This window comes from Amycolatopsis sp. WAC 01376, assembly GCF_003947415.1.
Taxonomy (GTDB): domain Bacteria; phylum Actinomycetota; class Actinomycetes; order Mycobacteriales; family Pseudonocardiaceae; genus Amycolatopsis.
Map to the genome: position 1 here is coordinate 71,761 of NZ_QHKL01000006.1, position 26,171 is coordinate 97,931.

The 26,171-nt window shown below is 69.6% G+C and carries 25 protein-coding genes; 16 read left to right on the plus strand and 9 right to left on the minus strand.

All coding sequences use genetic code 11. The annotated features are described in order from the left end of the window. The first annotated feature begins 18 nt into the window (after positions 1-18). The 9 genes from DMH03_RS27215 (at position 19) to DMH03_RS27255 (ending at position 11,703) form a co-directional block, all read left to right on the plus strand. On the plus strand, positions 19-1,218 hold the full coding sequence (locus tag DMH03_RS27215; protein WP_125794862.1) for a cytochrome P450: 1,200 nt from the start codon (positions 19-21) through the stop codon (positions 1,216-1,218). A 25-nt stretch (positions 1,219-1,243) separates the two neighbouring features. Next, on the plus strand, positions 1,244-2,524 hold the full coding sequence (locus DMH03_RS27220; protein WP_125794863.1) for an adenosylmethionine--8-amino-7-oxononanoate transaminase: 1,281 nt from the start codon (positions 1,244-1,246) through the stop codon (positions 2,522-2,524). 239 nt (positions 2,525-2,763) lie between these two features. Continuing rightward, positions 2,764-5,022 carry a bifunctional SulP family inorganic anion transporter/carbonic anhydrase gene (locus DMH03_RS27225; protein ID WP_125794864.1) on the plus strand — a complete coding sequence of 753 codons (2,259 nt, stop codon included), beginning with the start codon at positions 2,764-2,766 and terminating at the stop codon, positions 5,020-5,022. A 564-nt stretch (positions 5,023-5,586) separates the two neighbouring features. Next, on the plus strand, positions 5,587-7,791 hold the full coding sequence (locus DMH03_RS27230) for a bifunctional SulP family inorganic anion transporter/carbonic anhydrase (RefSeq protein WP_125795420.1): 2,205 nt from the start codon (positions 5,587-5,589) through the stop codon (positions 7,789-7,791). A 48-nt stretch (positions 7,792-7,839) separates the two neighbouring features. Beyond that, positions 7,840-8,562 (plus strand): dethiobiotin synthase, encoded by a 723-nt coding sequence (bioD, locus tag DMH03_RS27235; RefSeq protein WP_125794865.1) that lies wholly within the window; start codon positions 7,840-7,842, stop codon positions 8,560-8,562. An 84-nt stretch (positions 8,563-8,646) separates the two neighbouring features. Beyond that, positions 8,647-9,663 carry a biotin synthase BioB gene (gene bioB / locus DMH03_RS27240; RefSeq protein ID WP_125787900.1) on the plus strand — a complete coding sequence of 339 codons (1,017 nt, stop codon included), beginning with the start codon at positions 8,647-8,649 and terminating at the stop codon, positions 9,661-9,663. Beyond that, entirely contained in the window at positions 9,650-9,853 is a 204-nt protein-coding gene (locus DMH03_RS27245) for a hypothetical protein (RefSeq protein ID WP_125794866.1), read from the plus strand. Before bioB ends, DMH03_RS27245 begins: the two co-directional genes overlap by 14 nt. Positions 9,854-9,992: 139 nt before the next feature. Further along, the gene (locus DMH03_RS27250; protein ID WP_125794867.1) at positions 9,993-10,598 is read left to right on the plus strand and encodes a DUF2567 domain-containing protein; all 606 of its coding nucleotides are present in this window, start codon (positions 9,993-9,995) and stop codon (positions 10,596-10,598) included. A gap of 46 nt (positions 10,599-10,644) precedes the next feature. Then, entirely contained in the window at positions 10,645-11,703 is a 1,059-nt protein-coding gene (locus tag DMH03_RS27255) for a M48 family metallopeptidase (protein ID WP_125794868.1), read from the plus strand. 152 nt (positions 11,704-11,855) lie between these two features. On the opposite strand, the gene DMH03_RS27260 is transcribed toward DMH03_RS27255, so the two are convergent. Continuing rightward, positions 11,856-12,572, minus strand: a complete 717-nt coding sequence (locus tag DMH03_RS27260; protein ID WP_125794869.1) for an LON peptidase substrate-binding domain-containing protein — start codon at positions 12,570-12,572, stop codon at positions 11,856-11,858. 40 nt (positions 12,573-12,612) lie between these two features. Continuing rightward, on the minus strand, positions 12,613-13,248 hold the full coding sequence (locus DMH03_RS27265) for an NUDIX domain-containing protein (protein ID WP_125787895.1): 636 nt from the start codon (positions 13,246-13,248) through the stop codon (positions 12,613-12,615). Positions 13,249-13,362: 114 nt separating this feature from the next. Here DMH03_RS27265 and nadA point away from each other — a divergent pair, with 114 nt between their 5' ends. The 4 genes from nadA to DMH03_RS27285 are packed head-to-tail and all read left to right on the plus strand — an operon-like array spanning position 13,363 to position 18,128. Then, positions 13,363-14,373, plus strand: coding sequence for a quinolinate synthase NadA (gene nadA, locus DMH03_RS27270; RefSeq protein WP_125794870.1), 1,011 nt, complete (start codon positions 13,363-13,365; stop codon positions 14,371-14,373). Next, complete coding sequence (locus DMH03_RS27275) at positions 14,370-16,025, plus strand: L-aspartate oxidase (protein WP_125794871.1); 1,656 nt, start codon at positions 14,370-14,372, stop codon at positions 16,023-16,025. The genes nadA and DMH03_RS27275 overlap by 4 nt, the downstream gene beginning before the upstream one ends. Further along, complete coding sequence (gene nadC, locus DMH03_RS27280) at positions 16,022-16,912, plus strand: carboxylating nicotinate-nucleotide diphosphorylase (RefSeq protein WP_125794872.1); 891 nt, start codon at positions 16,022-16,024, stop codon at positions 16,910-16,912. Before DMH03_RS27275 ends, nadC begins: the two co-directional genes overlap by 4 nt. Before the next feature lie 46 nt (positions 16,913-16,958). After that, positions 16,959-18,128, plus strand: a complete 1,170-nt coding sequence (locus DMH03_RS27285; RefSeq protein ID WP_125794873.1) for a S8 family serine peptidase — start codon at positions 16,959-16,961, stop codon at positions 18,126-18,128. Between the two features lie 63 nt (positions 18,129-18,191). Here the strand turns inward: DMH03_RS27285 and DMH03_RS27290 are convergent, their stop codons facing one another. The 6 genes from DMH03_RS27290 to DMH03_RS27315 all read right to left on the minus strand — a co-directional run bounded on the left by DMH03_RS27290 (position 18,192) and on the right by DMH03_RS27315 (position 22,530). Then, the gene (locus DMH03_RS27290; RefSeq protein ID WP_125794874.1) at positions 18,192-18,569 is read right to left on the minus strand and encodes a hypothetical protein; all 378 of its coding nucleotides are present in this window, start codon (positions 18,567-18,569) and stop codon (positions 18,192-18,194) included. A 105-nt stretch (positions 18,570-18,674) separates the two neighbouring features. Further along, on the minus strand, positions 18,675-20,021 hold the full coding sequence (locus DMH03_RS27295) for an alpha/beta hydrolase (RefSeq protein ID WP_125795421.1): 1,347 nt from the start codon (positions 20,019-20,021) through the stop codon (positions 18,675-18,677). Positions 20,022-20,051: 30 nt separating this feature from the next. Next, positions 20,052-21,353, minus strand: a complete 1,302-nt coding sequence (locus tag DMH03_RS27300; protein WP_125794875.1) for a WXG100 family type VII secretion target — start codon at positions 21,351-21,353, stop codon at positions 20,052-20,054. Beyond that, positions 21,350-21,754: a hypothetical protein gene (locus DMH03_RS27305; RefSeq protein WP_125794876.1), complete on the minus strand. Its 405-nt coding sequence runs from the start codon at positions 21,752-21,754 to the stop codon at positions 21,350-21,352. Before DMH03_RS27305 ends, DMH03_RS27300 begins: the two co-directional genes overlap by 4 nt. Positions 21,755-21,864: 110 nt before the next feature. Further along, positions 21,865-22,167, minus strand: a complete 303-nt coding sequence (locus DMH03_RS27310) for a hypothetical protein (RefSeq protein WP_005155348.1) — start codon at positions 22,165-22,167, stop codon at positions 21,865-21,867. Between the two features lie 21 nt (positions 22,168-22,188). Further along, the gene (locus DMH03_RS27315; RefSeq protein WP_125787887.1) at positions 22,189-22,530 is read right to left on the minus strand and encodes a WXG100 family type VII secretion target; all 342 of its coding nucleotides are present in this window, start codon (positions 22,528-22,530) and stop codon (positions 22,189-22,191) included. Between the two features lie 229 nt (positions 22,531-22,759). On the opposite strand from DMH03_RS27315, the gene DMH03_RS27320 reads away from it, so the two are divergent. Both DMH03_RS27320 and DMH03_RS27325 read left to right on the plus strand, forming a co-directional pair. Next, positions 22,760-23,713, plus strand: a complete 954-nt coding sequence (locus DMH03_RS27320) for a hypothetical protein (RefSeq protein ID WP_125794877.1) — start codon at positions 22,760-22,762, stop codon at positions 23,711-23,713. A 68-nt stretch (positions 23,714-23,781) separates the two neighbouring features. Further along, positions 23,782-24,531, plus strand: a complete 750-nt coding sequence (locus DMH03_RS27325) for a hypothetical protein (protein ID WP_233611668.1) — start codon at positions 23,782-23,784, stop codon at positions 24,529-24,531. A gap of 63 nt (positions 24,532-24,594) precedes the next feature. Here DMH03_RS27325 and DMH03_RS27330 read toward each other — a convergent pair whose 3' ends face one another. Continuing rightward, positions 24,595-25,293 carry a trypsin-like serine protease gene (locus tag DMH03_RS27330; protein WP_199749071.1) on the minus strand — a complete coding sequence of 233 codons (699 nt, stop codon included), beginning with the start codon at positions 25,291-25,293 and terminating at the stop codon, positions 24,595-24,597. 269 nt (positions 25,294-25,562) lie between these two features. Here DMH03_RS27330 and cpt point away from each other — a divergent pair, with 269 nt between their 5' ends. Beyond that, positions 25,563-26,084, plus strand: a complete 522-nt coding sequence (gene cpt / locus DMH03_RS27335) for a chloramphenicol phosphotransferase CPT (RefSeq protein WP_233611670.1) — start codon at positions 25,563-25,565, stop codon at positions 26,082-26,084. Positions 26,085-26,171: the final 87 nt, after the last annotated feature.

Here is a 26,171-nt window from a genome sequence, read left to right on the forward strand (position 1 = left end):
GCCGGGGGAGGCGTACCGATGGGGGAACCGAAGAACCTGGCCTGGGATCTCGTCCAGGAACCACACCGGGTCTCGGCGCTGCTGCGCGAAGAGGGCCCGGCCCGCAAGGTCCGGATGCCGCGTGGCCTCGACGTCTGGATCGTCACCGGATACGCCGAAGCCCGCGCGATCCTCGCGGATTCCCGCGTCGGCAAGGATCCGGTGGCCATCCGGCGGCTCTTCGAACGCGACGGCTTCGAATCCGCGGCCGACAGCGCCGTACGCGCGCTCGGCGCGCACATGCTCAACACGGATCCGCCGGACCACACGCGGCTGCGCAAACTGGTCAACCAGGCCTTCACCTCGCGCACCGTTTCCCGGCTGCGGCCGAGGATCGAGCAGATCACCGCGGAACTGCTGGACGGTATCGGCGACGCCGAACGCGTCGACCTCCTGCCGTCCTTCGCCGTCCCGTTGCCGATCCGGGTGATCTGCGAACTGCTCGGCGTCCACGCGGGCGACCAGCCGGCGTTCGCGACGTGGTCGAACACGATGCTCGCCTGGTCGACGCCCGAAGAGCTCCAAGCCGCGGCCGCGAAGATGCACGCGTACCTCGTCGACCTCATCGAAGAAAAGCGCGCCGAGCCCGCCGGCGACCTGCTTTCGGGCCTGATCCACGCCAGTGACGAAGGCGATTCGCTCGCCGCGGACGAATTGCTGGCCATGGCGTTCCTGCTGCTGGTGGCGGGGTTCGAGACGACGGTCAACCTGATCGCGAACAGTGTCCTGGCGCTGCTCCGGGAGCCGGACCAGCTGGCCGCCCTCCGCGGGAATCCCGCCCTGCTGCCCGGCGCGGTCGAGGAGTTCCTGCGCTACGACGGCGCGATCCACCTGGCGACCATCCGGTTCACCAAGGAACCCGTGCCGGTCGGTGACGTCGAGATCCCGGCGGGCGAATTCGTGCTCGTCTCCCTGCTCGGCGCGAACCGGGACGCCGCGCGGTTCGAGGACCCGCACCGGCTGGACGTCACGCGGCCGGCCTCGGGGCATCTCGCGTTCGGGCACGGGATCCACTACTGCGTCGGCGCCCCGCTGGCCCGCCTGGAAGCCGAGATCGCCCTGCGCGGGCTGCTGGAGAGGTTCCCCGCCCTCGCCATGGGCGCCGAACCGGAAACCTTGCGGTGGAGGGAAAGCTCCCTCGTCCACGGCCTGGAAACCCTCCCTGTGCGCCTGCGCTGAGGAGGACGTGTCGTAGGGTCGCCGGATGGACGCCGCCGAACTCCTCGCGCTCGACGCGGAACACGTCTGGCACCCGTACGGGCCGATGCCGAGCACGATCGATTCCCTGCTCGTGCGCGAGGCGAGCGGGGTCCGGCTCACCCTCGACGACGGTCGCGAGTTGATCGACGGCATGTCTTCGTGGTGGGCGGCGATCCACGGCTACCGGAACCCGGTGCTGGACGCGGCGCTGGCCGAGCAGGCGGGCCGGATGAGTCACGTGATGTTCGGCGGGCTCACCCACGAACCCGCCATCATGCTGGCGAAGACGCTGGTCGACCTCGCCCCGGACGGGCTGCGGCACGTGTTCCTGTGCGATTCGGGGTCGGTGTCGGTCGAGGTCGCCGTCAAGATGTGCCTGCAGTACTGGCAGTCGGTGGGGCGCAAGGAAAAGCGGCGCCTGATGACCTGGCGCGGCGGCTACCACGGTGACACGTTCACGCCGATGAGCGTCTGCGATCCCGAGGGCGGGATGCACGCGCTGTGGCGCGGGATCCTGCCGGACCAGCTGTTCCTGCCCAAGCCGCCGGGTGGTTTCGCCGACGAGCCGGATCCGGCGTACCTCGACCTGCTCGCGACCGAGATCGAACGGCACGCGGGCGAACTGGCCGCGATCATCGTCGAGCCCGTCGTGCAGGGCGCTGGCGGCATGCGGTTCCACCCGCCCGCGTACCTGCGCGCGCTGCGCGAGCTCACCGAGGCCAACGACGTCCTGCTCATCTTCGATGAGATCGCCACCGGTTTCGGCCGCACCGGCACGATGTTCGCCGCCGAACACGCCGGTGTCACGCCGGACGTCCTGTGCCTCGGCAAGGCGCTGACCGGTGGTTACCTCACGATGGCGGCGGCGCTGTGCACGCCGGAGATCGCCGACGGGATCTCGCGCGGTGAACTGCCGGTGCTGGCGCACGGCCCGACTTTCATGGCGAACCCGCTGTCCTCGGCCGTCGCCAACGCGTCGCTGGGGATCCTGGCCGAAGGCGGCTGGAAGTCCGACGTCCCACGGATCGAGGCCGCGCTGAAGGCCGGGCTCGAACCGGCTCGTGCGCTGTCTTCGGTCGCCGACGTGCGGGTGCTCGGCGCCATCGGCGTGGTGGAACTGGACCATCCCGTGGACATGGCGGTGGCGACCGAGGTCCTCACGGAGAACGGGGTCTGGCTGCGTCCGTTCCGGAACCTGATCTACACGATGCCGCCCTACATCTCCGAGGCGGACGACCTCGCCGCGATCACTTCCGCAATGGTCTCGGCCGCACGGAAAGCGTAAAAACGGCGAAATTCAGCACAAAGAGTGTGACTACGGCCACAGCAAACCGGAGAGGCCACGCTGGGTACAGAGCGTGGTCGCGTGTTGATCTTGGTCAAGCGAACGGGCGAGTCCGATCGAGGTCCATCTCAGGTGGTTTGTCGCAAAAGCGTGGTTCGTCCTAGTTCCTCGGCGCACAAGCAAACCTGAGAAACCTTTGCGTAGCGGACTTTTGGGCGCCGATCGGGTTTCCTGCCCCCATGATCGACTTCGTTGGTGACGAGCACGACACCGGGCCCCCGGGCCGCCGCAATCCCGCAAAGACCCTCCTGAAGAACCTTCGCCACGACCTCCCGGCTTCGGTAGTCGTCTTCCTCGTGGCGGTCCCGCTCTCGCTCGGCGTCGCACACGCCGCCGGAGCCCCCTTGCTCGCCGGACTCATCTCCGCCGTCGTCGGCGGAGTCGTCGCGAGCCTCTTCGGCGCCTCCGCCCTGCAAGTCAGCGGTCCCTCCGCCGCGCTGACCATCGTCATCGCGGAGACCATCTCGACCTTCGGCTGGGCCGCCACCTGCGCGATCACCGCCGCGGCGGGCGTGGTCCAGATCGTCTTCGGCGTCTGCCGCGTCGCCCGCGCCACGCTGGTGATCTCGCCCGCCATCGTGCACGGCCTGCTCGCCGGGATCGGGCTGATCCTCGTCCTCGGCCAGCTGCACGTCGTACTCGGCGGAGCGGCGCAAGGCTCCACGATCGCGAACATCCTCGCGCTGCCGGGCCGGATCGTCGGCCACCACGACCAGGCCGCGCTGATCGGCGTCGTCACCGTCGGCGTCCTGCTGGCGTGGACCAGGATGCCGGCTTCCGTGCGCCGCGTCCCCGGTCCGCTCGCCGCCGTCGCGCTCGCGACCGGCCTTTCCGTCGCGGCGGGGATGGACCTGCCGCGCGTCGACCTCCCGAACGGCTTGCCGGGGCTGGGTTTCATCCCCGAGGTGCCGTCCGGGTCCATCGCGGCGATCATCGCCGCCGTCCTCTCCATCGCGCTCATCGCCAGCCTGGAGAGCCTGCTTTCCGCCGTCGCCATCGACAAACTGCGCGAAGGCCCGCGCACCGACCTCAACCGCGAACTGATCGGACAGGGCCTGGCGAACGCCGCGGCCGGTTCGCTCGGCGGATTCCCGGTCACCGGCGTCGTCGTGCGCACCATGACCAACTTCGAAGCGGGCGCCCGGACCAGGATGTCGGCGATCCTGCACAGCGCCTGGATCCTCGGCTGCTGCCTGTTCCTGGCAGGCGCGCTGCGGCTGATCCCGCTCGCCGCGCTCGCCGGTCTCCTCGTCTACGTCGGCGCCAAACTGGTCAACCTCACCAATCTGCGTGAGGTCCGCCGCCACGGCGACCTGCCGGTCTACCTCGCGACCCTGCTCGGCGCGGTCGCCGTCAACCTGCTCACCGGCGTCGCCGCGGGGATCGTGGTGGCGCTCGCGCTGATGCTGCGGCGGATGCTGTTCTCCGGGATCCACGTCGAACCGGACGGCCCGCGGACCCGTGTCGTCATCGAAGGCGCGCTCACTTTCCTTTCCGTGCCAAGGCTCACGAGCGTTCTGGCCGCAGTCCCCGGGCGTTCAGAGGTGACGCTGGAACTGTTCGTCGACTACCTCGACCACGCCGCTTTCGACTGCCTGCGCGGCTGGCAGCGTGCGTACGAACGCGCCGGGGGCACCGTCGTCGTCGACGAGATCGGGCATCCGTGGTTCGGACGCGGCAAGGCGGGCGTGCCGACCGTGCGCCGCGGCGTCGCGTCCCGGGTGGTGCCGCGCTGGCTCGCGCCGTGGTCGCAATGGCAGGCCGAACACCTCGAACTGCCGAGCCAGCGCGGCGGCAGCGTCCCGTTGTGCCGTGGTGCTTCGGAGTTCCAGCGGCGGACGGCTCCGCTGCTGCGGAGCACCTGGGACGGGCTGGCGAACGGGCAGCGGCCGCATACCTTGTTCATCACCTGCGGCGACGCGCGGATCGTGCCGAACCTCATCACCACCAGCGGTCCGGGAGACCTGTTCACCGTGCGGAACATCGGAAACCTCGTCCCGCACGCCGGTGCCGACGCGGATTTCTCCGTGGGGGCGGCGATCGAGTACGCCGTCGGGTTGCTGCGGGTGCGGGAAGTGGTGGTGTGCGGGCATTCCGGCTGCGGTGCGATGAAGGCGCTGCTCGGGGACGCGCCCGCCGGGCTCACGCAACTGAGGGGCTGGCTGCGCCACGCCGAGGAAACCTTGCGGCGCAGGGAAAGGGAGGGACCGGTGCTGCTCGACGGTGCCCGTCCCGCGCACGAAAGCGATCAGCTCGCCCTGCACAACGTGGTGCAGCAACTGGAAAACCTGCGCTCGTATCCGGTCGTCGACGCGGCGCTGGCGCGTGGCGAACTCCGGCTCACGGGGATGTACTTCGACGTCGGCGAGGCGAACGTGTCCCTGCTCGACGAGGTGCCGCGGTCGTTCACCTCGGCCGCGACGCCGGTGAAGTCCTGAGCGCGTAACGGGTTGGGGATGGTTGCGAAAGCCACTTTCGCAACCATCAACGTTGCGAAAGTGGCTTTCGCAACGTCCTTGCCTGGCAGGACCGGGCTTCGAGGGTCGGGATCGCAGGTCGTGAAGGACTCCTTGCCTACCTTGAGGGTAGGAAGGGGCCCCTCGCGTCATGCCGGGCTGAGCTCGGCCCGAGCCAAGGCAGACCCGCGCGTGAAGGCCCCCTTCCCTCGGCTCAGCCGAGGAAACTCGACCTTCACGCCAGCCCGAGTATATGAAGGCCCCCATCCTTGCGCCTAGGTACAGGAAGGGGGCCTTCATGTACTTCAGGCAGCACGCAGGAAGCGCCGCAGGTCACCCGAATCGCCACTCACGACCGGCCGAGCTGACCGGGCGGCCGACCGATACATCCCAGGATTCGGGAGCCCGTAAGGCTTTTCGCAACACGGAGGACATCTTCGGGCAACAAACTGAGCCGAAAGTGGGCCACGCCACCTGACAGTAGGGTGATATTCACTCGATAGGGTGGTGCATATCGGACAATTCACCAGTTACCTGGTGATCATGATGGTGATCATCAAAAAACCTCTCGCCGTGCTCCGGCACGACCTGCCCGCCTCGCTGGTGGTGTTCCTCGTCGCCGTCCCGCTCTCACTCGGGATCGCTCTCGCGTCGGGGGCGCCGATCGTCGCGGGGTTGATCGCCGCCGTGGTGGGAGGTGTGGTCGCCGGAGCCCTCGGCGGCTCCCCGCTTCAGGTCAGCGGTCCGGCCGCCGGGTTGACGGTGATCATGGCCGAAACCATCGCGACCTTCGGCTGGGCGACCACTTGTGCGATCACCGTCGTCGCGGGCGCGCTCCAGATCCTGCTCGGGCTGAGCCGTATCGCCCGCGCGGCGCTCGCGATCTCGCCCGCCATCGTCCACGGCATGCTCGCCGGTATCGGCGTCACGATCGTCCTCGGCCAGCTCCATGTCGTACTGGGCGGAACGGCACAGAGTTCGGCGCTCAAGAACATCGCCGAACTGCCCGCGCAGATCGTCGGCCACCACGACACCGCCGCGTTGATCGGCGTGCTCACCATCGGCATCCTGCTGCTGTGGCCGCGGCTTCCGCGGTCCGTCCGCAAGGTGCCCGGCCCGCTCGCCGCGATCGCGCTGGTGACCGTGCTGTCCGTCGCCACCGGGATGACCCTGCCCCGCGTCAACCTGCCGGGTGACCTGCTCAACATCCGCTTCGCGCCCGAATTCCCGGACGCGGGCTGGGGCGCGTTCGCCGTCGCGGTCATCACCATCGCGCTGATCGCCAGCGTGGAAAGCCTGCTGTCGGCCGTCGCCGTCGACAAGATGCACACCGGACCGCGGTCGAACCTCGACCGAGAACTGATCGGGCAGGGCGCCGCGAACATGACCTCCGGCGCGTTGGGCGGGCTCCCGGTCACCGGTGTGATCGTCCGAAGCTCCACCAACGTCGCCGCCGGCGCCCGCACCCGGGTGTCCGCGATCCTGCACGGCGTCTGGATTTTGGTGTTCGTCGCCGCGTTCGCCGGGCTGATCCAGAACATCCCGCTCGCGGCGCTGGCGGGACTGCTCGTCCACGTCGGCGCGAAACTGGTCAACCCCGGCCATATGAAGCAGGTCCTCAAACACGGTGATCTGGGGCTGTACCTGGTGACACTCGCCGGTGTCGTCGTCTTCGACCTGCTCACCGGCGTCCTGCTCGGTATCGCGCTTTCGGTGTTGCTGATGCTGCGGCGCACCGTGTGGTCCGGGATCCACGCCGAACGCGACGGTGACGAATGGCGCGTCGTCGTCGAAGGTGTCCTGACGTTCCTCTCGGTGCCGAGGCTCAGCCGGGTGCTCGCGACCGTGCCCGACGGCGCGAAGGTGACCCTGGAGCTGGTCGTCGACTACCTCGACCACGCCGCTTTCGAGAGCCTTTCGAACTGGCAGCAGGCGCACGAACGCTCCGGCGGGCAGGTGACCGTCGACGAGGTCGGGCATCCGTGGTTCGCCAACGGCAAATCCGGCGATCCCACGCTGACCAGGACGGCCGCGATGCGTTCGGTGCCGCGGTTCCTCGCGCCGTGGTCCGACTGGCAGGCCAAGGACGTCGAGGTGCCAGGACAGCGCGGCGGACCCACCCGGCGCGGGGCGACCGAGTTCCAGCGGCGCACGGCCGCGCTCATGCAACCAGCGCTCAGCAAGCTGGCGGGCGGCCAGTCGCCGCACACCCTGTTCATCACCTGCGGCGACGCGCGGATCGTGCCGAACATGATCACCACGAGCGGCCCCGGTGACCTGTTCACCGTCCGCAACATCGGCAACCTGGTGCCCGCCCGGCGGGCCGACCCGTCGATGGGTGCCACCGTCGAGTTCGCCGTCGGCGTGCTGAAGGTGCGAGAGATCGTGGTCTGCGGGCATTCCGGCTGCGGCGCGATGCAGGCGCTGTCCACCGGCGCCCCCGACGGCGCGCCGATGCTGGCTTCGTGGCTGCGGCACGCCGAGCCGAGCGCGCATCGCGACGTCCCGGTGACCCTCGACGGCGAACGCCCGGAGAGGCACGTCGATCGGCTGGCGCTCCAGAACGTGCTTCAGCAGCTGGAGCACCTGCGCCACTATCCGCTGATCGCCGAGGCGGAGGCACGCGGCGAACTGCATCTGACCGGGATGTACTTCGACGTCGGGGCGGCGCAGGTCTACCTGTCGGACGACGAGAGCCCGGCGTTCGCCCCGGTCGGCGTCGTTGCCGCTGTGCCCGAACAGGGGAGCTGACGGTCCCGTTCAGCCGTCCTCCACCCCGACCCACTAAGTTCAACGCACGTGAGCATGCTGGTCATGACCGGCACCGGTACGGGTGTCGGCAAGACGATCTCCACCGCCGCCATCGCCGCGCTGGCCGCCGGTCAGGGCCAACGCGTCGCCGTGCTGAAACCGGCGCAGACCGGGGTCGGCCCGGACGAGCCGGGTGATCTCGCCGACGTGCTCCGGCTCGCCGGTCCGGTCACCACCCGTGAGCTGCGGCGATACCCGGATCCGCTGTCGCCGGAGGCGGCGGCCAGGCTCTCGGGACTGCCGACGCTCGGGCCGAGTGAGATCGCCGCCGCGGCGAGCGACCTCAACGGCGAACACGACCTCACCCTGATCGAGGGCGCGGGCGGCCTGCTGGTCCGGTTCGACGCCGACGGGGCCACGCTGGCCGACGTCGCGTGGTCGCTCGGCGCGCTGGTCATCCTCGTGGCCGAGGCCGGGCTGGGCACGCTCAACGCGACCGCGCTGACCGCCGAGGTCGCGACCAAACGCGGGCTCACCGTGGCCGGGGTGATCATCGGCTCGTGGCCGGAGGAGCCGGATCTGGCGGCCGTGTCGAACCTGCGTGACCTGACGGTCGCCGCCGGCGCCCCGTTGCTGGGCGTGCTGCCCGCCGGGCTGGGCAACGCCACTCCCGAGGAGTTCGCGGACCGGGCCAGGGCCGGCCTCTCGCCGTGGTTCGGCGGGGAGTTCGACCCGGAATGCTTCGTCGGCCAGGCGTCGGCCAAGAAGTGACCTGCGTCGCTGTGGCCGAGCCGCCCGGTCGTGCACGATGATGTGCCTTTGCTTCACCGCCCCACCCCGAACAGGAGCCGCCCCGTGACCACAGCCCCGGAGACCGTCGACATCCTCGCCGTGGCGCGCGACCAGGTCCTCGAGCGTGGTGTCGGACTCGCCGAAGAGCAGATCCTCGAAGTCCTGCGGCTCGACGACGACCACCTGACCGACCTGCTGGCGCTGGCCCACGAGGTCCGGATGCGCTGGTGCGGCCCCGAGGTCGAGGTCGAGGGCATCATCAGCCTCAAGACCGGCGGCTGCCCCGAGGACTGCCACTTCTGCTCGCAGTCCGGTCGGTTCCCGACGCCGGTGCGTTCGGCGTGGCTGGACATCCCCGGCCTGGTCAAGGCCGCCCGCCAGACCGCGGAGACCGGTGCGACCGAGTTCTGCATCGTCGCCGCCGTCCGCGGCCCCGACAAGCGGCTGCTCTCGCAGGTCCGCGAGGGGATCAAGGCCATCCGCGAGGACGGCAACGACATCCAGATCGCCTGCTCGCTCGGCATGCTCACCCAGGAGCAGGTCGACGAACTCGTCGAGATGGGCGTGCACCGCTACAACCACAACCTGGAGACCGCGCGGTCGCATTTCGCGAACGTCGTCACCACGCACACGTGGGAAGAGCGCTGGGAGACCCTGCGCATGATCCGCGAGGCGGGCATGGAGGTCTGCTGCGGCGGCATCATCGGCATGGGGGAGAGCATCGAGCAGCGCGCCGAGTTCGCCGCGCAGCTGGCCGAGCTGAACCCCGACGAGTGCACGATGAACTTCCTCATCCCGCAGCCGGGTACGCCGTACGAGGGATACGAGATCGTCGAGGGCAAGGACGCGCTGCGCACCGTGGCCGCGTTCCGGCTGGCGATGCCCCGTCCGCTGCTCCGCTTCTCCGGCGGCCGTGAGCTGACCTTCGGCGACCTCGGCACCAAACAGGGCATGCTCGGCGGCATCAACGCGATCATCGTCGGCAACTACCTGACCAACCTCGGCCGCCCGGCCACCGCGGACCTGGAGATGCTCGACGAGCTGAAGATGCCGGTGAAGGCGATCAGTGACGTCCTCTGACCGGCCCGCGTTCTGCGTCCACTGTGGACAGCCGTCCGACGCCGGCGCGGAACATCCCGCTTGTCACAACCCGAGAACGGCACTCGAACCGCCGCGCTACTGCACGTACTGCGCGCGGCGGATGGTCGTCCAGATCACCCCGGTGGGCTGGACGGCCAAGTGCAGCCGCCACGGCTCGCTCGACGGCTGACTTCCCGCAATTCGTCCTCTGAATGCGGTAGTTGCGCGCGCAACTACCGCATTCAGAGGACGAAACGCGGTGGAGGCGCGTGCGCTGGGGGCGTCATTGGTTACGCTCTGCACAAGCAGCTCGAGGGAGGAGTCCGGGGTTGGGCGAGACGACCGGTAAACCGGCGCACCTGTCTTCCAGCGTGCCCGACCCCTGGTCGGTGCCCGTGCTGCCGAGGCCGCGCCGTCCGTTCCCCAAGGTCGTCGTCAAGGCCGACCTGCTGCCGGCGGTGAGCGTCCTGTCCACAGCGGGACTGCTCGGCTTCCCGCTGGCCTGGCTGTGGGCGCGGCTCGCGCCGCCACAGCGGATGCGGGTGATCAACGACCGCGGCGGCCTCGCCCCGCTGGAACTGGAGAGCTGGCATCGCTTCGACGACCTGGCCGTCTACGGTTTCCTCGCGCTCGGCGCCGGGCTGCTGATCGGCATCGTGACCTGGCTGCTGCGGGAACGCCGCGGCCCGGTCGTGCTGATCGCCGCGACCGGCGGCGCGACCCTCGCGGGCTGGCTGGGGACGACGATGGGGGTCGCGTTCGCCAACGGCCGCTACGAGATCGCCTCGACGCCCGCCGTCGGCGACGTCATCGCGAAGGCGCCGCAGATCGAATCCCCGTGGATCATGCTCGCCGCGCCGCTGATGACCACGCTGGCCTACACGCTGCTGACCGCGTGGAACGGACGGGAAGACCTGGGTCGCCGCCTCGGCTGACGAATTTCCTCTAGGGTGGCCGGCAACTTCTCTAGGGGGCTCTCTCTTGACCGACGACATCGAGGTTTCCCGGCACAACGCCGTCCGGTTCCCGGGCATCAGCCCGCGCGCCTACGAACACCCCGTCGACCGCGGCGCCTTGGCCACCTTGCGCGCGGTTCCCGGATTCGCGCAGGTCGTGAAGGCGGTTTCCGGTTTCTACGCCGAACGCGGCGAGCGGCTCATGGCGCTCGCGTCCGGAATCCGGGTCGGCCCGACGCAGTATCCGGAGCTCGACAAGCTGCGCAACGAATGCGCCGAGACACTCGACCTCGACCGCGTGCCGAACCTGTTCGTCGCCCGCAGCCCCGAGGTCAACGCGCAGACGATCGGCATGGACGAGCCGTTCATCGTGCTCAACACCGCGGCCGTCGAGGCGATGGACCTCGCGTCGCTGCGGTTCGTGATCGGGCACGAGATGGGGCACGTGCTGTCCGGGCACGCGGTGTACCGCACGATCCTGCTGCGGCTGATCGGCCTGCAGATGTCGATGTCGTGGACGCCGGTGAGCGCGATCGGCATCCGCGTCGTCATCGCCGCGCTGCGCGAGTGGTACCGCAAGGCCGAACTGTCCTGCGACCGCGCCGGGCTGCTGTGCTCGCAGGATCCGACGGCGGCGCTGCGCTCGCAGATCCTGGTCGCGGGCGGGATCGACCCGTCGAAGATCGACATCCCGGCGTTCCTGAAGCAGGCGGCGGAATACGAGTCGGTCGAGGACATCCGCGACAGCTACCTGAAGCTGCGCTACGTCGAGACGATGTCGCATCCGCTGGCCGTCGTGCGCGCCGCGCAACTGCAGAAGTGGGCCGCGTCGGAGGACTACCGGGCGATCCTGGCGGGCGAGTACCCGCGCCGGGACGCGGACGCGCCGTCGTCCACCTGGACCGACGACCTGAAGTCGGCCGCGAAGTCGTACAAGGATTCCTGGAACAGCTCGGCCGACCCGCTGACGAAGGTGTTCAGCGACGTCGGCGAGGCGGTGTCCGGGGCGGCGGGCAAGGTGTGGAGCAAGTTCGGCGGGGGCAACGGTTCGGACGAGGAGCCGGCGCCGGAGTCGGGTAAGTAGCGTCTCGCAAGTGTCATGAAAGGGTCGTTCAGGACGTTTCTTGTCCTGAACGACCCTTTCATGACACGGGGCAGAACCTCGCGCGTGCCATGAACGGTCCGTTCCTTGCAAATTTTGCAAGGAACGGTCCGTTCATAGCGCTTGAGCGGCGCTCAGTTCAGGTTCGAGGGGCGGGTGAACTCGCCGAGTTCCCCCGGCGGCATCGGGACCGCGCCGAGAGTGCTGAGGAACCCGGCCTCCCGCGTCAGCAACCGGCACGCGATCCGCAGCCGCCGCAGCGGATTGGTCTCCTCCAGCAGGCGCTGCCGGTCCTCCAGCGGGAGCAGGCAGTCCGCGGTGAGCCGGTAGGCGAGGGCCGCGATGTCGCCGTCCTCGGGCGGGGTGGTCCAGTCGTCGGCGTCCCAGGCGGATTCGCAGTAGCGCCGGTGCGCGGCCTTCGCGACGTCGGCGAGCCTGTTCACGGTGTCGCCGGGCACCGTGGCGACCTGGTCGTCGGGCACCCACTCGACCGAGCCGATCAGGTACGGCGCGGAAACGCGGTCGATCTCGAGCAGCCGGAACCGGCGCCGCGCGGTGGTGACGACGTCGAATCTGCCGTCCGGCAGCCGTTTCGCCTCGCGCAGCACCGTGCTGCAGCCGACTTCGTGGACGTGCTCCGGCCCGCTGACCTCCCTGACCATCGCCGAACGCAGCGCGATCACCCCGAACTCGCGGTCCGGGATGACCTCGCCGACGAGGTCCGCCATCAGCTGCCGGTACCGCGGTTCGAAGATGTGCAACGGAAGGTGTGTTCCGGGCAGAAGCACGGTCTGTAGCGGGAACAGCGGCAAGATCGCCTTCCCGGTGGACTCCTCGCTCGGCTCGGTCACCCGTTCAAGGTACGGGGACCGCGAGGACTTCGCAGGACGGTCACTTCCGGGCGGGCGGGCGGAACACCGCGAACGGGTCGGTGATCTGCATCCCCTTGCCCGCGAAGGAGAAGAGCGCCGCCGGACGGCCGCCGCTGCGGCCCGGCGGGGCGGTGTGCCCGGTGGGCAGGAGCAGTCCGCGCCGGGACAGCACACGCTGCAGGTTCGTCGCGGACACCCGGTAACCCAGCGCAGCCGAGTACAGCCCCCGCAACGCCGATACGGTGAACTCTTCCGGGGCGAGCGCGAACCCGAGATTCGTGTAGCAGAGCTTCGAGCGGAGCCGGTCCCGCGCGCGCAGCACGATGGACTCGTGGTCGAACGCCGTCCGCGGCAGCGCGGAGACGTCGTGCCATTCGGTGTCTTCCGGGATCTCGGGGTCCACATCGGACGGTACGAGGCCGAGGAACGCCGTCGCGACGACGCGTGGGCCCGGCACCCGGTCCGGCGCGCTGAAGACCGCCAGTTGCTCCACATGCTTCAACTGGCGTACGTCGACCTTCTCCGCGAGCTGCCGCCGGATGGACGCCTCGACGTCTTCATCCGGGCGAAGCCTTCCGCCGGGAAGAGACCAGCGGCCCAGATGGGGATCGAGCGCGCGCCGCCACAGCAGGACCCGGAGTGTGTCCGAGCGCACTTGCAGGACCGCTCCCAAAACCTCGTGGGCGAGGGGGGTCTGGGTGTTAAGATGACTTCGCACGGTTTTCGATTATAAGGCGAAAACCGGAGACAGGTCCAGGAGGGCCAGACGATGACGAGCACGTGTGAGAACGATCTGACCCCGTACGGCGGAGTTGTCGCCGACGCCGCTTGGGCGGAGGAGGTGCGGAGCCTCGCTCGCAAGCGCGACGCCGTCCTGCTCGCGCACAACTACCAGGTCCCCGAGATCCAGGACATCGCCGATTTCACCGGCGATTCCCTCGCGCTCAGCCGCATCGCGGCGAGCAGCGACGCGTCCACCATCGTCTTCTGCGGCGTGCACTTCATGGCCGAGACGGCGAAGATCCTGGCGCCGGAGAAGACGGTCCTGATCCCGGACGCGCGAGCGGGCTGCTCGCTCGCGGACTCGATCACCGGCGACCAGCTGCGCGCCTGGAAGGCCGAGCATCCCGGCGCCGTCGTCGTCTCGTACGTGAACACCACGGCCGAGGTCAAGGCGGAGACCGACATCTGCTGCACCTCGTCGAACGCCATCGACGTGGTCGCCTCCATCCCCGCTGACCAGGAGGTTCTGTTCCTGCCGGACCAGTTCCTCGGCGCACACGTGAAGCGGGTGACCGGCCGGGGGAACATGCACATCTGGGCGGGCGAGTGCCACGTGCACGCCGGGATCAACGGCGCGGAGCTGGCCGAGCGGGCCGCGGAGAACCCGGACGCAGACCTGTTCATCCACCCGGAATGCGGCTGCGCGACGTCGGCGCTGTATCTGGCGGGCGAGGGCGCGGTCGCCCCCGAGCGGGTCAAGATCCTCTCGACCGGCGACATGGTCCACGCCGCCCGTGACACCAAGGCGAAGTCGGTGCTCGTCGCCACCGAGATCGGGATGATCCACCAGCTGCGCAAGGCCGCGCCGGAGATCGACTTCCGCGCCGTGAACGACCGGGCGTCCTGCCGGTACATGAAGATGATCACGCCCGCCGCCCTGTTGCGGTCGCTGCGCGAGGGTGCCGACGAGGTCCACGTCGACGTCGAGACCGCCGCCCGTGCCCGCGCTTCCGTGCGGCGCATGATCGAGATCGGGCAGCCTGGCGGCGGAGAATGACCGACCCGGTTACCGCCCTTCAGGCGAAAACCCATCCGGTGTGGGAGGCCGCCGCCGATCTCGTGGTGATCGGCAGCGGGGTCGCCGGGCTCACCGCCGCGCTGCGCGCGCGGGAGCTCGGACTGCACGTCCTGGTGGTCACCAAGGCGGCGGTCTCCGACGGGAACACCCGCTGGGCGCAGGGCGAGGTCGCGGTCGTGCTGGAGGGTGAGCACGAGCGAGGCGACTCGGTCGGCAAGCACGCGGCCGACACGCTCACCGCGGGCGCCGGCCTCTGCGACGAGGACGCGGTCCGATCGATCATCGCCGGTGGCCCGGCCGCGGTGGCCAGGTTGCGGGCGGAGGGCGCCCGCTTCGACCCGGCCGTCGAAGGCCGCGACGAACTGGCGCGCACTCGCGAAGGTGGCCACAGCGCTTTCCGTGTCATCCACGCCGGTGGCGACGCAACCGGCGCGGAGGTCGAGCGGACGCTGGTCGCGAAGGCCGGTGACCGGCGGATCCCGGTGCTGGAGCACCACATCGCCGTCGACGCGATCCGCACGCCCGCGGGCGAGGTCGTCGGCGTGACCGTCCTGGACCACAACGGTGTGCCCGGTGCCGTCCGGGCGCAGGCGGTGCTGCTGGCCAGCGGCGGGCTGGGGCAGCTCTATCAGGCGACGTCGAATCCGGAGATCGCCACGGGGGACGGGCTCGCGCTCGCGTTGCGCGCGGGGGCGCAGGTCGCGGACGTCGAGTTCGTCCAGTTCCACCCGACGGTCCTGTTCACGCCCGGCGCGCGCGGCCGCCTCCCGCTGGTCACCGAGGCGGTGCGCGGCGAGGGCGCGACCCTGCACGACGCGACGGGCGCCTCGGTCATGCGCGGGGTGCATCCGCTCGGTGATCTCGCGCCCCGCGACGTCGTGTCGGCGGCGATCACGCGCCGGATGGTGCGGGCGCCCGGCGGTATCGACGACCACGTTTTCCTCGATGCGACAGGGATCTCCGGGTTCGCCAAGCGATTCCCGACCGTGCACGCGGCGTGCTCGGCGATCGGGCTGGATCCGGCGAAGGACCCGATCCCGGTCACACCGGCGGCGCATTTCGCCTGCGGCGGTGTGGTGACCACTGTGGACGGACGCTCCGGCGTTCGCGGTCTCTACGCGGCGGGCGAGGTCGCGAGGACCGGCCTGCACGGCGCGAATCGCCTGGCCTCCAACAGTTTGCTCGAAGGACTCGTCGTCGGGCAGCGGGTGGCGGAGGCGGTCGCCATCGATCTCGCCGCCGGTTTGCTGGCCGACCCGCGCCGCGGTGTGCTCTTGCCTCCGGCGAAAGTCGCGGTGGCCGACCGTGACGCGCTGCAGCGTGCGATGAGCCGCTACGCCGCGATCGGCCGGGACGCCGAAGGACTTTCGGTCGTCGGTTCGGTGCTGGATCTTTCGGTGATCGAGAGTCCTTTGTGGACGCCTCGGATCGTGGAGGACGCGGCGCTCACCTTGGTGGCGGAGGCCTTGGTCGCGGCGGCCGCACGCCGGACGGAATCCCGCGGCTGCCACGTGCGGACCGATTTCCCCGAACGTGACGACAACGTCTGGCAACGCGGCCAGCTCATCCGGCTCAGCCCGTCCGGGCAGCCGGTACTGGCCGATCCGATCGCTTTGGAGGGTGTGGCATGAGCGAATTCTCCCCGTGGGTCACCAAGGCGCTGGCCGATCACGGTCTCGACGTCCCCGATGTGCACCGTGTGGTCACCACGGCTTTGGCCGAGGATCTGCGGTACGGGCCCGACGCGACGACGAACGCCACCGTGCCCGAGTCCGCGACCGCGCTGGCCGAACTCACGCCGAGGACGGCCGGGGTGGTCGCCGGGATCCCGGTGGCGCTGGCGGTGTTCGACCTCGTGCTCGGTTCGGAGCTGGAGATCCTGGCCGCCCGCGCCGACGGCGACCGGCTGACCGCCGGCGAACCCGCGCTGGTGCTCCGCGGTCCGGTGCGTGGCCTGCTCACCGCCGAACGCACCGCGCTGAACCTGCTGTGCCATCTGTCCGGCATCGCCTCCGCGACCGCCGCCTGGGTGAGCGCCCTGGAGGGGACCGGTTGCCGGGTCAGGGATTCGCGCAAGACCCTGCCCGGACTGCGGTTGCTGGAGAAGTACGCGGTCCGCGCGGGCGGCGGGGTGAACCACCGGCTCGGCCTCGGTGACGCCGTGCTGATCAAGGACAACCACGTGGTCGCGGCCGGTTCGGTGACCGCGGCGCTCGCCGCCGCCCGCGAGCACGCGCCCGAACTGCACTGCGAGGTCGAGGTCGACGACCTCGACCAGTTGGAGGAGGCGCTCGCCGCGGGAGCCGACGAGGTGCTGCTGGACAACTTCACGCCCGACGAATGCGCAAAGGCCGTCGACAGGCGTGACGAGGTCTCGCCGAAGACCCGGCTGGAATCCTCGGGCGGCCTGCGGCTGGACGTGGCGCGGGCGTACGCGGAGTCCGGTGTGGATTTCCTCGCCGTCGGAGCACTCACGCATTCCTCACCCGCGCTCGACCTCGGGATGGACCTCCGCTGACCTCCGACAGTAGGATTCCCTTGTGTGACAAGGGGATTCTGGAGGAATGGTGGGCTTTGCCGGTAAAACTGCCGTCGCGGGATGCGTCGCTTTCATGGCATCGCTCGGCATCGGAGTCCCGGCGACGGCGGTCGCCGAGCAGTGCGCGAATCCGACGGGTACCTACACCGCCGCCGTTCCGTGGGGACAGCGGCTGATCGACCCCGTGCGGATCTGGCCGCTGTCGCGCGGCACCGGCCAGCTGGTCGCGGTGATCGGCACCGGGGTCGACGGCGGCAACGGCCAGTTCGCGGCCGGTCAGCTCGTCGGCGGCCAGGGCACCACGGCCGACGACTGCGACGGCCGGGGCACGATCGCCGCCGGGATCGTCGGCGCGCAACCGGATCCGTCCACGACGTTCACCGGGATCGCGCCCGGTGCCAAGATCCTGCCGATCCGGTACACGCAGGTGAACGGCGGCGGCGATCCCGGGCAGCTCGCGTCCGCCATCGAAACCGCGCTGAGCCGCGGCGCCGGGATCATCCTGATCGCCGTCCCCGCGGCCGCCGACAGTCCCGCGCTGACCGGCGCCGTCTCGCGTGCGAGGGAGAAGGGCGCGCTGATCGTCTCTCCCGCCGCGGGGACGCAGCAGGGCCAGACGTCCTACCCGACCGCGACGCCAGGGGTGCTCGCCGTGGGGTCGACGAACCAGACCGGTGCGGCGGTGCAGACGGAATCCGGTTCGTACGTGGGGATTTCCGCGCCCGGCGCCGAACTGGTCAGCACCTCCGCCGGCGCGGGCGGGACGGTGGCGCATCGGTGGCCGGTGAGCGACCCGAGCCTGGCCGCCGCGCATGTCGCCGGTGTCGCCGCGCTCGTGCGCGCGTATCACCCGGAGCTGTCGCCGGAGCAGGTCGTCGCCCGGCTGACGCTGACCGCGCACCGTGGTCCGGGCGGCGGTCACGATCCCCGGCGGGGCTGGGGCGCGATCGACGCCTACGCCGCCGTTTCCGCCTCGATCCCGGCCGGTACACCCGGCCCGGGAGGACCGCCGAGCGTCGCTCCGGACACCTTCGTCGTCCCCGCCGCCGCGCCCGCCCGAGCCAACGCGGACAAGGTTTCCGGCGTACTCGCCATCGCCGGGGTGGCCGCCGCCATCGCGGCGGGCGTGGTGGTGGCCGCGGTCCGGCGAGGCAAACGCCGGGGCTGGAAGCCGTCACGGTTCCGCGCCTCGTGAGCGGCAGCGGTGTACTGGGGGACACCGCCACCGCTCACGAGGTCTTTTCGCGACCCCCTGGGTTTAGGGGACGGGTACGCAGGCAGTCGAGCCCACGATGGCCACGCCGTCGCCGACGCGGGAGACGTGCACATTGAAGTCGGCGCCGTCGCGGCTGAACTGCGCGATCAGCTCACGCTGGTTGCTGCGGTCGCGTGTGCGCCAGCCCTGGTTTTCCATCAGGGGCAGGACGACGTCGACGAGGGTGCGGACCGCGTCGGACGCGTCGTCCACGCGGAGGCCGTACTGCCAGCAGAGCGACCGGCCCGGCTGAGCCGGGTCGCAGTCCAGTTCGCCTTCCACGGTGCGCTCCGCGGCGGTGCCGAAGGTGCCCGCGACGCCGTCGATGACCGCTGCCAGGTCTTCGGCCAGCGGGTCGAGCGCGGTGTTCGTGGTGATCATGACAAACCTTCAGTCTCTGTCGGTGAACCCGCTATTGGAATCGACACAGCGGGTTCACGCGTGTGGCCGACTCCCGCTGTACTCCTCTGCTCCGCCACTCATCCATCACAAGCCTCGTCCGACGCCTTCGATGGCCATCTCGCGCAGCGAGCCGCCGGTGAAGCCTTCGTGCGTGACCGCGCCGCCGGTGATCACACCGTAGATGTTGTTCCACGAATCGGAACCCGGCTTCAGCACACCGCTGTGGGAATCGAAGCCCCACTGCAGGTCGCCGTCCGCGTCGCGGCCGGTTTCCAGTTCGACGACGCCGGGGAAGCGGTCGGGGTCCGCTCCGTGCCCGGCGCCGAGCCATTCGAAGAGGCCCGCGTTGCCCTGCGCGACCACGATCGGGTCGAAGGGGGCCGTCATGGAGTAGCGCTGCACACCGGCCTGGCTGACCGGGAGGTCGTCCGGGCTCCAGATCCCGTGGCCCATCCCCGCGGACTCGACGTGCAGAACCTGATCGGCCCTGAGCCCGAGCTGCTCCGCGAGCCCCACGGTCGCGCCGCCGTAGCTGTGCCCGACGGCGGTGACCACGACACCCGGGCCGGCGTGGCTGTCGATCTGGCCGCGTAGTTCGTCGCCGAACGCCTTGAGATCGGGCGCCATGGTCTGCGCGTAATGCGCGGCGGGCCCTTCGGTGATGACGTTCTGCGGGAAGACCCCGTCGGCCCAGACCACCATCGCGGTCCGCCCGGTGGCGTCCGCGGCGACCAGGCTCTTGCCGAGGTCGGCGTAGCTCTGGAAGTTGTCGAACGAGGTGTTGACGCCGGGGACGAACAACCCGACGTTGCGGGTGCCCGGTTCGATCCGGCCGACCAGTTCGGCGATCCGCCCGTTACCGGACGGATCGAACCGCAGGATCTGCCGGTCGTTGGCGAGAATGTCCTCGTACAACGCGATCCGGGTGCGCGCGTTCGCGATGTCGTCGGCTTTTCCGCCGTGTGCAAGGAGGTTCGCGAGCCGCTCGCGTTCGGAGGTCAGCGCGTCGGCGACCTTCGTGCGGTTCTGGGCGATCGCGGTCGCCCAGGATCCGGTGTCGGCCGCGCCGCCGACGCCCGCCGGATTCCCGGCCTTGGGCAACGGGTTCTCCGGCATGAGCGCCCGGTACGAAGCGGCGACCTGGACGTCGGCGCGCCGGTAACCGCCCGCCGCGGAGGTGAGTCCCTGATGGATCACCGTCGCCTTGGTGATCCGGCCGTCGAGTTTGCCCGCGACGTCCTTGATCGTCTTGGTGTACGTCGCCGATGCCGCGCCGGAAGCGGAAACCTGGCCGAACGCGGCGGCGGGGACGTTTTCACCCGCCAGCGCGGTCTGCGCGGTCTTGAGCACGCCGGCACGCTGTTCGAGTTCCGCCGCCGCCGCTTCGAGCCTGGTGGGGGCGACTCGGTAACCGCCCGCACTGGATGCCATCACCGAGCCGCCTCTCCTGGTCGGAAAAGATCAGTACTGTTCGGGCTCTTCGCCGAGCACGGCGGGAGCGACCGGGGACGACTGACCCCAGACGTTCTCGGTCTCCACGAGCCACGGCGGGATGCGCCGTCCGGAACCCATGTCGCCGCCCGCGCCCATGCCCATCGGCATCATGGGCATCATCGGCATCGCGCCCTTGGCCGCCGCCGCGCCCGCCGCACCGGCGGCCCCGCCCGCGAGCCCGCTCATCGCGCTGCCCGAGCCGCCGTCGCCCGCCAGACCGGAGAACGCGGCAGGCACCTCGCCGGGACCGGAGACCCCGCCGCCACCGATCGCGCCGCCGTCCAGCGAAGGCGCGCCACCACCGCCGATCGGGATACCGCCACCGGCCCCGCCCGCGGTCGCGCCCGCCCCACCGGCGCCGCCACCGCCGATCTCGCCGTCCTTCTTCTCGTCCTTGGGGTTCTTGCCGTTGGCCCAGCCCGGCACCCGCGGCATGATCGAGCCGAACCGGCCGAACGCGGCGGCCGAGGCCGCGGCGAGACCGGCGGTGAACATGTCGCCGAACAACGGGTTCGACTTGGGGACCTGGCCCGGCTGCCCGGTGGTGGGCGGCGTGGAGCCGTCCGAAGGCAGCGGATGCGTGTTGTCACCCGGCACCACACCCACACCGGGTGTTCCGCCGATGTTGTTGCCGACCGAGCCACCCGGGGCGGTGCCGCCACCGGTGACCGGCGGCGGGGTGACGGCGTTCGGCGAGGCCGGAATGGACTCTTCCGCCGTCGAGTACTCGCCCGCGAGCTGGGTCATCACCACGATCGCCTTGCTGTGCGCCGCGCTGGCCGCGCCCGCGGCCTGTTGCTGCGCTTCGACGTTCGCGATGGCCTGCTGCCGTTGCTGCGCGGCGTTGATGATCGTCGCCTGCGACGAATCCGGCGGCAGCAGCGGCGGATTGACGGCCAGCGCGAGGTCGGCGGGGGCGACGTCGGGCACCGCGACCGGCGGGGGCATCTCCTTCTTGGCCTTCACCAGCGCGTCCGCCGCGTCCTCGAGGAGGTTGTTCATCGCGTGCGCGGTCTGGGCGACCTTGCGGATGCCACCGACCAGGTCGGTGATCATCGTGTGGTACTTGTCGGCGGCGCCGCCGGTCCAGCTGCCGGAGAAGTCCTTCAGCTCACCGGTCAGGTTCTCGGCCTGTTCGAACAGGCCGGAGCCGGTGGACTGCCATTTGTGGGCCGCGTGACGCGCCGTGTTCGGGTCGCCCGACTGCAGCATCGCGTAGAGCTGCTGGTGCGAGTACGCGGCGAAGTTCGTGTGCGCGGTCTCGGTCATCCCTTGTTCCCCCCGCCGTTCGAGCCGCTGTTACCGCCCAGCACGCCCCCGAGGGCGTTGAGCAGCGGATCGAGCAGCCCGGTCTGCTGACTCGAGTGGTTCATGTCGCCCGCCACCGAATCGTCGGCCGCCGCGTAGCCGTCGGCGACGGTCGTGGTGACGTCCTGCGCGAAGGTGATCGCGCCCTTGACCTGGTCCAGCAGCCCCTGCATCTCGGCGACGGCCGCCTGGTGCGCCTTGTTGAGTGAACCCGCCTCCCCGAACTCGCCGAACAGCAGCGGTTGTTCGCTCAGGGTCAGCAGGAAGTCGTTCGGCTTGGACATCGCGTGGATCTGGGTCTCCAGTTCCCGCACGAAGTCCTTCAGTGATTCCAGATGGACGTAGTACGAGTGGTCTTGCATTGATCCCGGCTCTCTCGTGAACGGCCACGCCGACAAGGGGACGACAACGCGCAAAGCCGGCCGGCCGGTGCCGAGGGGGTGAAAGCACCGGCCGGCCGACGGATGGGGGATCAGCCGGCGAACAGGCCCTGGTTACGATTCTCCAGGCTGTGCTGGAGATCGTGGGCGTCGCCGACCTTGCCACCGAACTGCGCGATGATCGCCACGATGTCCGCGGTGGCCTGGCGCAGGCGGGTTTCAGACGCACGGGCCGCTTCACCGGCGGAGCTGCCGGAGGCGTACCAGGTCTGGGTGATCGGCTGCAGGTTCGTGTGCAGCTGTTCGAGCTGGGACGTGAGCGCCTTGGCCTTGGCGGCCAGCGAGGCCGAGCTGTGCTGCAGCGCGGCGAAGTTGATTTCGACGACGTCAGCCATGATTGGTGGTCCTCTCGCGGATCAAGGGTTGAGCCGGTGGAACACGGTCTGGTCGACGGTTCCGCTGACCCCGGTCAGGCTTTCCCGGACCTGCTCGTCACCCGAGTTGTAGTTCCGGTTGCTCTCGTGCACGAGGCGCGACATCGTGTTGAGCTCGTTCACGGCGATGGTCATCTTCTCCTGCAGACGGCGCTGCAGATCCCAGAACGCGACCGCCTGGTCACCCTTGTAGTTGTGCAGGGTCTGGGTCAGCTCGCTCTCCAAGCTGGCCATCGTGGTCTTGGCGTTCGACGCGGTTTCCTCGAACCCCTGGACGGCGCGCGCCATCGCAGCTGCGTCTGCCTGATATCCCGTACCGGTCATTGATGGCCACCTCCTCTCATCTCGCTGGAAATCCCGGTGAGCACCAGGGGACGCCCTGTCTGCTCTTGTGAAGGACACGCTAGAAAACAGGGGAGTCCGGTCAAACGGCACAACTGCCGGTCGCAGTGACGGCACTATTACCCACAGGTCGTCGGTAGGGCCTTCCCCACCATCGATCAGGGGGAGTACTCCAGTGTCCGGACCGGCGCCTCCCGGCACCCTCGAACCCATGGTGGACAAGGGTTCCAGGACAGTACTGCATCGGCCGCTGATGATCTTGGCGGCGGCGATGGCGGTGCTCGGGGTGATCGCGCTCGGCGGTCTCGTTTTCGACGATCGCAGCCTCGTCAACGCACCCATCTGGCTCAAACCGCTCAAATTCACGATTTCCGTGGGGCTCTACGCGGTGACCCTTGCCTGGCTGATCGGGCAGCTCACGCGGGGCAAACGGCTCGGCTGGTGGCTCGGGACGGTGTTCGCGGCCGGCCTCGGCCTGGACATGGCGCTGCTGTTCTGGCAGGTCATCGTCCGCGGCAGGACACTCCACTTCAACCAGGCGACCCCGGCCGATCAGTGGATCAACAACATGGTCGCGAACGGTGCCTTCACCGGATGGGCGGCGACGGTGGCCATCGCGGTTCTCCTGCTGTTCCAACGTCTTCCCGACCGGGCGATGAACTCCGCGTTGCGCGCGGGTGCCGCGTTGTCCGTCGCCGGCATCGGGATCGCGCTGCTGATGTTCGGGGCGAACGAACAGCAGAAAGCCCAGTTCCGCTCCGGCGAACGGCCGTCGATCGTCGGTGCCCACGCGGTCGGCGTGCCCGACGGCGGCCCGGGGCTGCCGGTGCTGGGCTGGAGCACCGTGGGCGGGGACATGCGGATCCCGCACTTCTTCGGCATCCACGCGATCCAGGTGCTGCCGCTGCTCGCTTTCGGGCTGCTCAAGCTCGCCAGGCGGTATCCGGTGCTGGAATCGGAGTTCGTGCGGCGGAATCTGGTCCGGACCGCTTCGGTGGGCTTCGCGGGGCTGCTGGTGCTGCTCACCTGGCAGGCTCAGCGCGGGCAGTCCATCGTGCACCCCGATTTCTGGACGCTGGTCGCGGGCGCCGGGATCATCGCCGTCGTGGCCGCCGGCTCGGCGCTTTCGCTCCGGACGAGGCGGCCGATGCATCAGCTGCGGTGAGCCGCCGCGAAATCCAGTCGGGACTTCCTTCGGGATCGGATAGTTTCCGGTTGATGAAGGGGGTAGGCGTGCACAAGACACGTACATTTCGGCGGTTTTCGGGCGTGGCGTTCACCGCCGCGGTAGTGCTGATCGGCGGGACGGCTTGTTCGTCGGCTTCGCCGGACGCGGGGGCTTCGGCGGCACCGGAGTCCTTCGGCCCGGCGGGATATCGCGGGCTGACGCCGGGGATGGCCAAGGGTGCCGCGTTGGCGGACGGGAAGCTCGCCACGGCACCGACGTCCACTTTGGATGGTTGCGCCGATTTTTCCTACGCGGGCGGCCCGGCACCCGACCCGGCACGGATGAAGGCGGAGGCGGACGCCGAGACCAAGGCCAAGGAGCTGAACAAGAAGGCCGACGAACTCCAGGCCGATCCGAAGCCGGGCGCCTCCGCCGAGGAGAGCGCCAAGGCGGCGGAGAAGTCCGCCAACGACACCCGGTTGTTCGCCGACGCCGCTCAGGCGTCCGCTGATCTGGCGGGCAAGCGGGAGGAACGTGACAAGGCCTTCGTGGCCGCCGGTGGTGCCTCGTTCGGCAAGGACGGGCTGCGTGAACTCGCCGCTCCTGCGGACGCGAAGACGGCGGAAGGGATCGGTGCCGGTTCGTCACTGGCCGAACTCAAGGCGGCCTACGACGCCAAGGGGTTGAAGGTCGGCGACAACGGCCGGTTCCAGGTTTCTGTCGACGGAAAGCCTGGCTGGGTCTACGAGTTCACCGTCGACGGGGAGAAGGTCGGCTCGGTGTCGATGATCGACCCGAAGTCGAAGTGTGCCTGAGCTATCCGGTTCTCGGGCAGGGCGAAGGGCCGTTCGTTTCCGAACGGCCCTTCGCCCGTCTTCTCAGACTCCCGCGGTGGTGCGGATCCAGTCGCGGCTCGCCGCGACGCTGGCGTAGTTCTGGGTGCCCTGCGGGTTCGTGCCGGAGTTGCTGCCGGTCGAGCAGACGCCGACCTGGACGCCGTTCGAAAGCTGCGGGCCGCCCGAGTCGCCGTGCCAAGCCGAACCGTTGACGCCGACGCTGGCGATGGCCTGGCCGCCGTACGCGTCGCTGCTGGTTCCGGTGATGCGGACGTTGGCCGTCTTCAGGACGCTCGACGGCGGGTTGTTGCCCTGCGTGCGGCCCCAGCCGTAGATCTGGTTCGTGGTGCCGTTGGCCGGGTTCGCGGTGCCGAGCTTCATGTACGTCGTGCTGACCGCGGTCGTGAGATGCAGCAGGGCGATGTCGCCGCTCGGGGCCGCTTTCTGCTGGTCGACGTCGGCCTCGGTGCCCTGGTTCAGGTTGACGTTACCGACCTTGACGTGCATGCCGGGCTTGTTGAGGCAGTGCTTCGCGGTGAGGACCCACTGCGGGGCGATGATCGTGCCGGAGCAGTTGAAGCCGCCGAACGCGGTGGCGTCGTCCCAGTAGATCTGGGCGCCCCACGGCGCGGAACTCACGGTGCCGCCGCCGATGATGTCCTGGCCCGCGTTCGCGGCGGGGGTGGCGGCGAGGGTCAGCGCAGCGGCGGCGCTCGCCACCGTTGCGACGATTTTGGACATACGCATGAATACGCCCTTCGGCCTGCGTCGGGGAGTTCGCTTCGAGTTGAAACGGTTTCACCAAGTTAGGCGGCGGTAAGGGTTTTAGTAACCTACCGAAGTCGGTAGACGATGCGAGGAAAGTAGTGGGCCGTCCGAGTGGGTCTCCTTGAGGAAAGCGAGTTCTGCGCGAATTTCAGAATTGGGTGGATACGGCCCTTTGCCGTGGACGTCCGTTGTATCCGAATTCCCCCGGGCGTTGCTTGCCTGCCGGTGTCTAGGGTGTTCGCGTGACGACAGTGATCGTGTTGAACGGCGGCTCCAGTTCGGGTAAGTCGGGGATCGCCAGGTGCCTGCAGGCGGTGCTGCCGGATCCATGGCTCACCCTCGGCGTGGACACCTTGATCGACGCCATGCCGTCCACGGTGGACGACGGGATCGACTTCGCGGCGGACGGTGGAGTGAGTGTCGGATCCGGTTTCCAGCGGCTCGAAAACGCGTGGATGGCCGGTGTCGCGGCGATGGTCCGGGCCGGGGCCCGGGTCATCATCGACGACGCCTTCCTGGGTGGGGCCGCGTCGCAGCTGCGGTGGCGTGACGCGTTGGACGGACTCGACGTCCTGTGGGTCGGGGTCCGGTGTGACGGCGTCGTGGCCGCCGGGCGGGAAATGGCGCGCGGGGATCGGGTCACGGGGATGGCGGAGGCGCAGGCCGAAATCGTGCATCGAGGCGTGGTTTACGACTTCGAAGTGGACACGGGGGTGAACGAAGCCTTGGCCTGCGCGCGGGAGATCGCCGCACGGGTCGGGTGATCCACACTCGCGAGCACGCTCCAAAGTGGACGTAGCCGTTACGGCCATGGCTGAGCCACGGAGGCGCCTCCTGAGGAGCCTTCGTCG

Bases quoted from the DNA above. Each gene is read 5' to 3' on its own strand.
- DMH03_RS27215 (WP_125794862.1), top strand. From the start codon at position 19: ATGGGGGAACCGAAGAACCTGGCCTGGGATCTCGTCCAGGAACCACAC.
- DMH03_RS27220 (WP_125794863.1), top strand. From the start codon at position 1,244: ATGGACGCCGCCGAACTCCTCGCGCTCGACGCGGAACACGTCTGGCAC.
- DMH03_RS27225 (WP_125794864.1), top strand. From the start codon at position 2,764: ATGATCGACTTCGTTGGTGACGAGCACGACACCGGGCCCCCGGGCCGC.
- DMH03_RS27230 (WP_125795420.1), top strand. From the start codon at position 5,587: ATGGTGATCATCAAAAAACCTCTCGCCGTGCTCCGGCACGACCTGCCC.
- nadA (WP_125794870.1), top strand. From the start codon at position 13,363: ATGACGAGCACGTGTGAGAACGATCTGACCCCGTACGGCGGAGTTGTC.
- DMH03_RS27275 (WP_125794871.1), top strand. From the start codon at position 14,370: ATGACCGACCCGGTTACCGCCCTTCAGGCGAAAACCCATCCGGTGTGG.
- nadC (WP_125794872.1), top strand. From the start codon at position 16,022: ATGAGCGAATTCTCCCCGTGGGTCACCAAGGCGCTGGCCGATCACGGT.
- DMH03_RS27285 (WP_125794873.1), top strand. From the start codon at position 16,959: ATGGTGGGCTTTGCCGGTAAAACTGCCGTCGCGGGATGCGTCGCTTTC.
- DMH03_RS27290 (WP_125794874.1), bottom strand. From the start codon at position 18,569: ATGATCACCACGAACACCGCGCTCGACCCGCTGGCCGAAGACCTGGCA.
- DMH03_RS27295 (WP_125795421.1), bottom strand. From the start codon at position 20,021: ATGGCATCCAGTGCGGGCGGTTACCGAGTCGCCCCCACCAGGCTCGAA.
- DMH03_RS27300 (WP_125794875.1), bottom strand. From the start codon at position 21,353: ATGACCGAGACCGCGCACACGAACTTCGCCGCGTACTCGCACCAGCAG.
- DMH03_RS27305 (WP_125794876.1), bottom strand. From the start codon at position 21,754: ATGCAAGACCACTCGTACTACGTCCATCTGGAATCACTGAAGGACTTC.
- DMH03_RS27310 (WP_005155348.1), bottom strand. From the start codon at position 22,167: ATGGCTGACGTCGTCGAAATCAACTTCGCCGCGCTGCAGCACAGCTCG.
- DMH03_RS27315 (WP_125787887.1), bottom strand. From the start codon at position 22,530: ATGACCGGTACGGGATATCAGGCAGACGCAGCTGCGATGGCGCGCGCC.
- DMH03_RS27320 (WP_125794877.1), top strand. From the start codon at position 22,760: ATGGTGGACAAGGGTTCCAGGACAGTACTGCATCGGCCGCTGATGATC.
- DMH03_RS27330 (WP_199749071.1), bottom strand. From the start codon at position 25,293: ATGTCCAAAATCGTCGCAACGGTGGCGAGCGCCGCCGCTGCGCTGACC.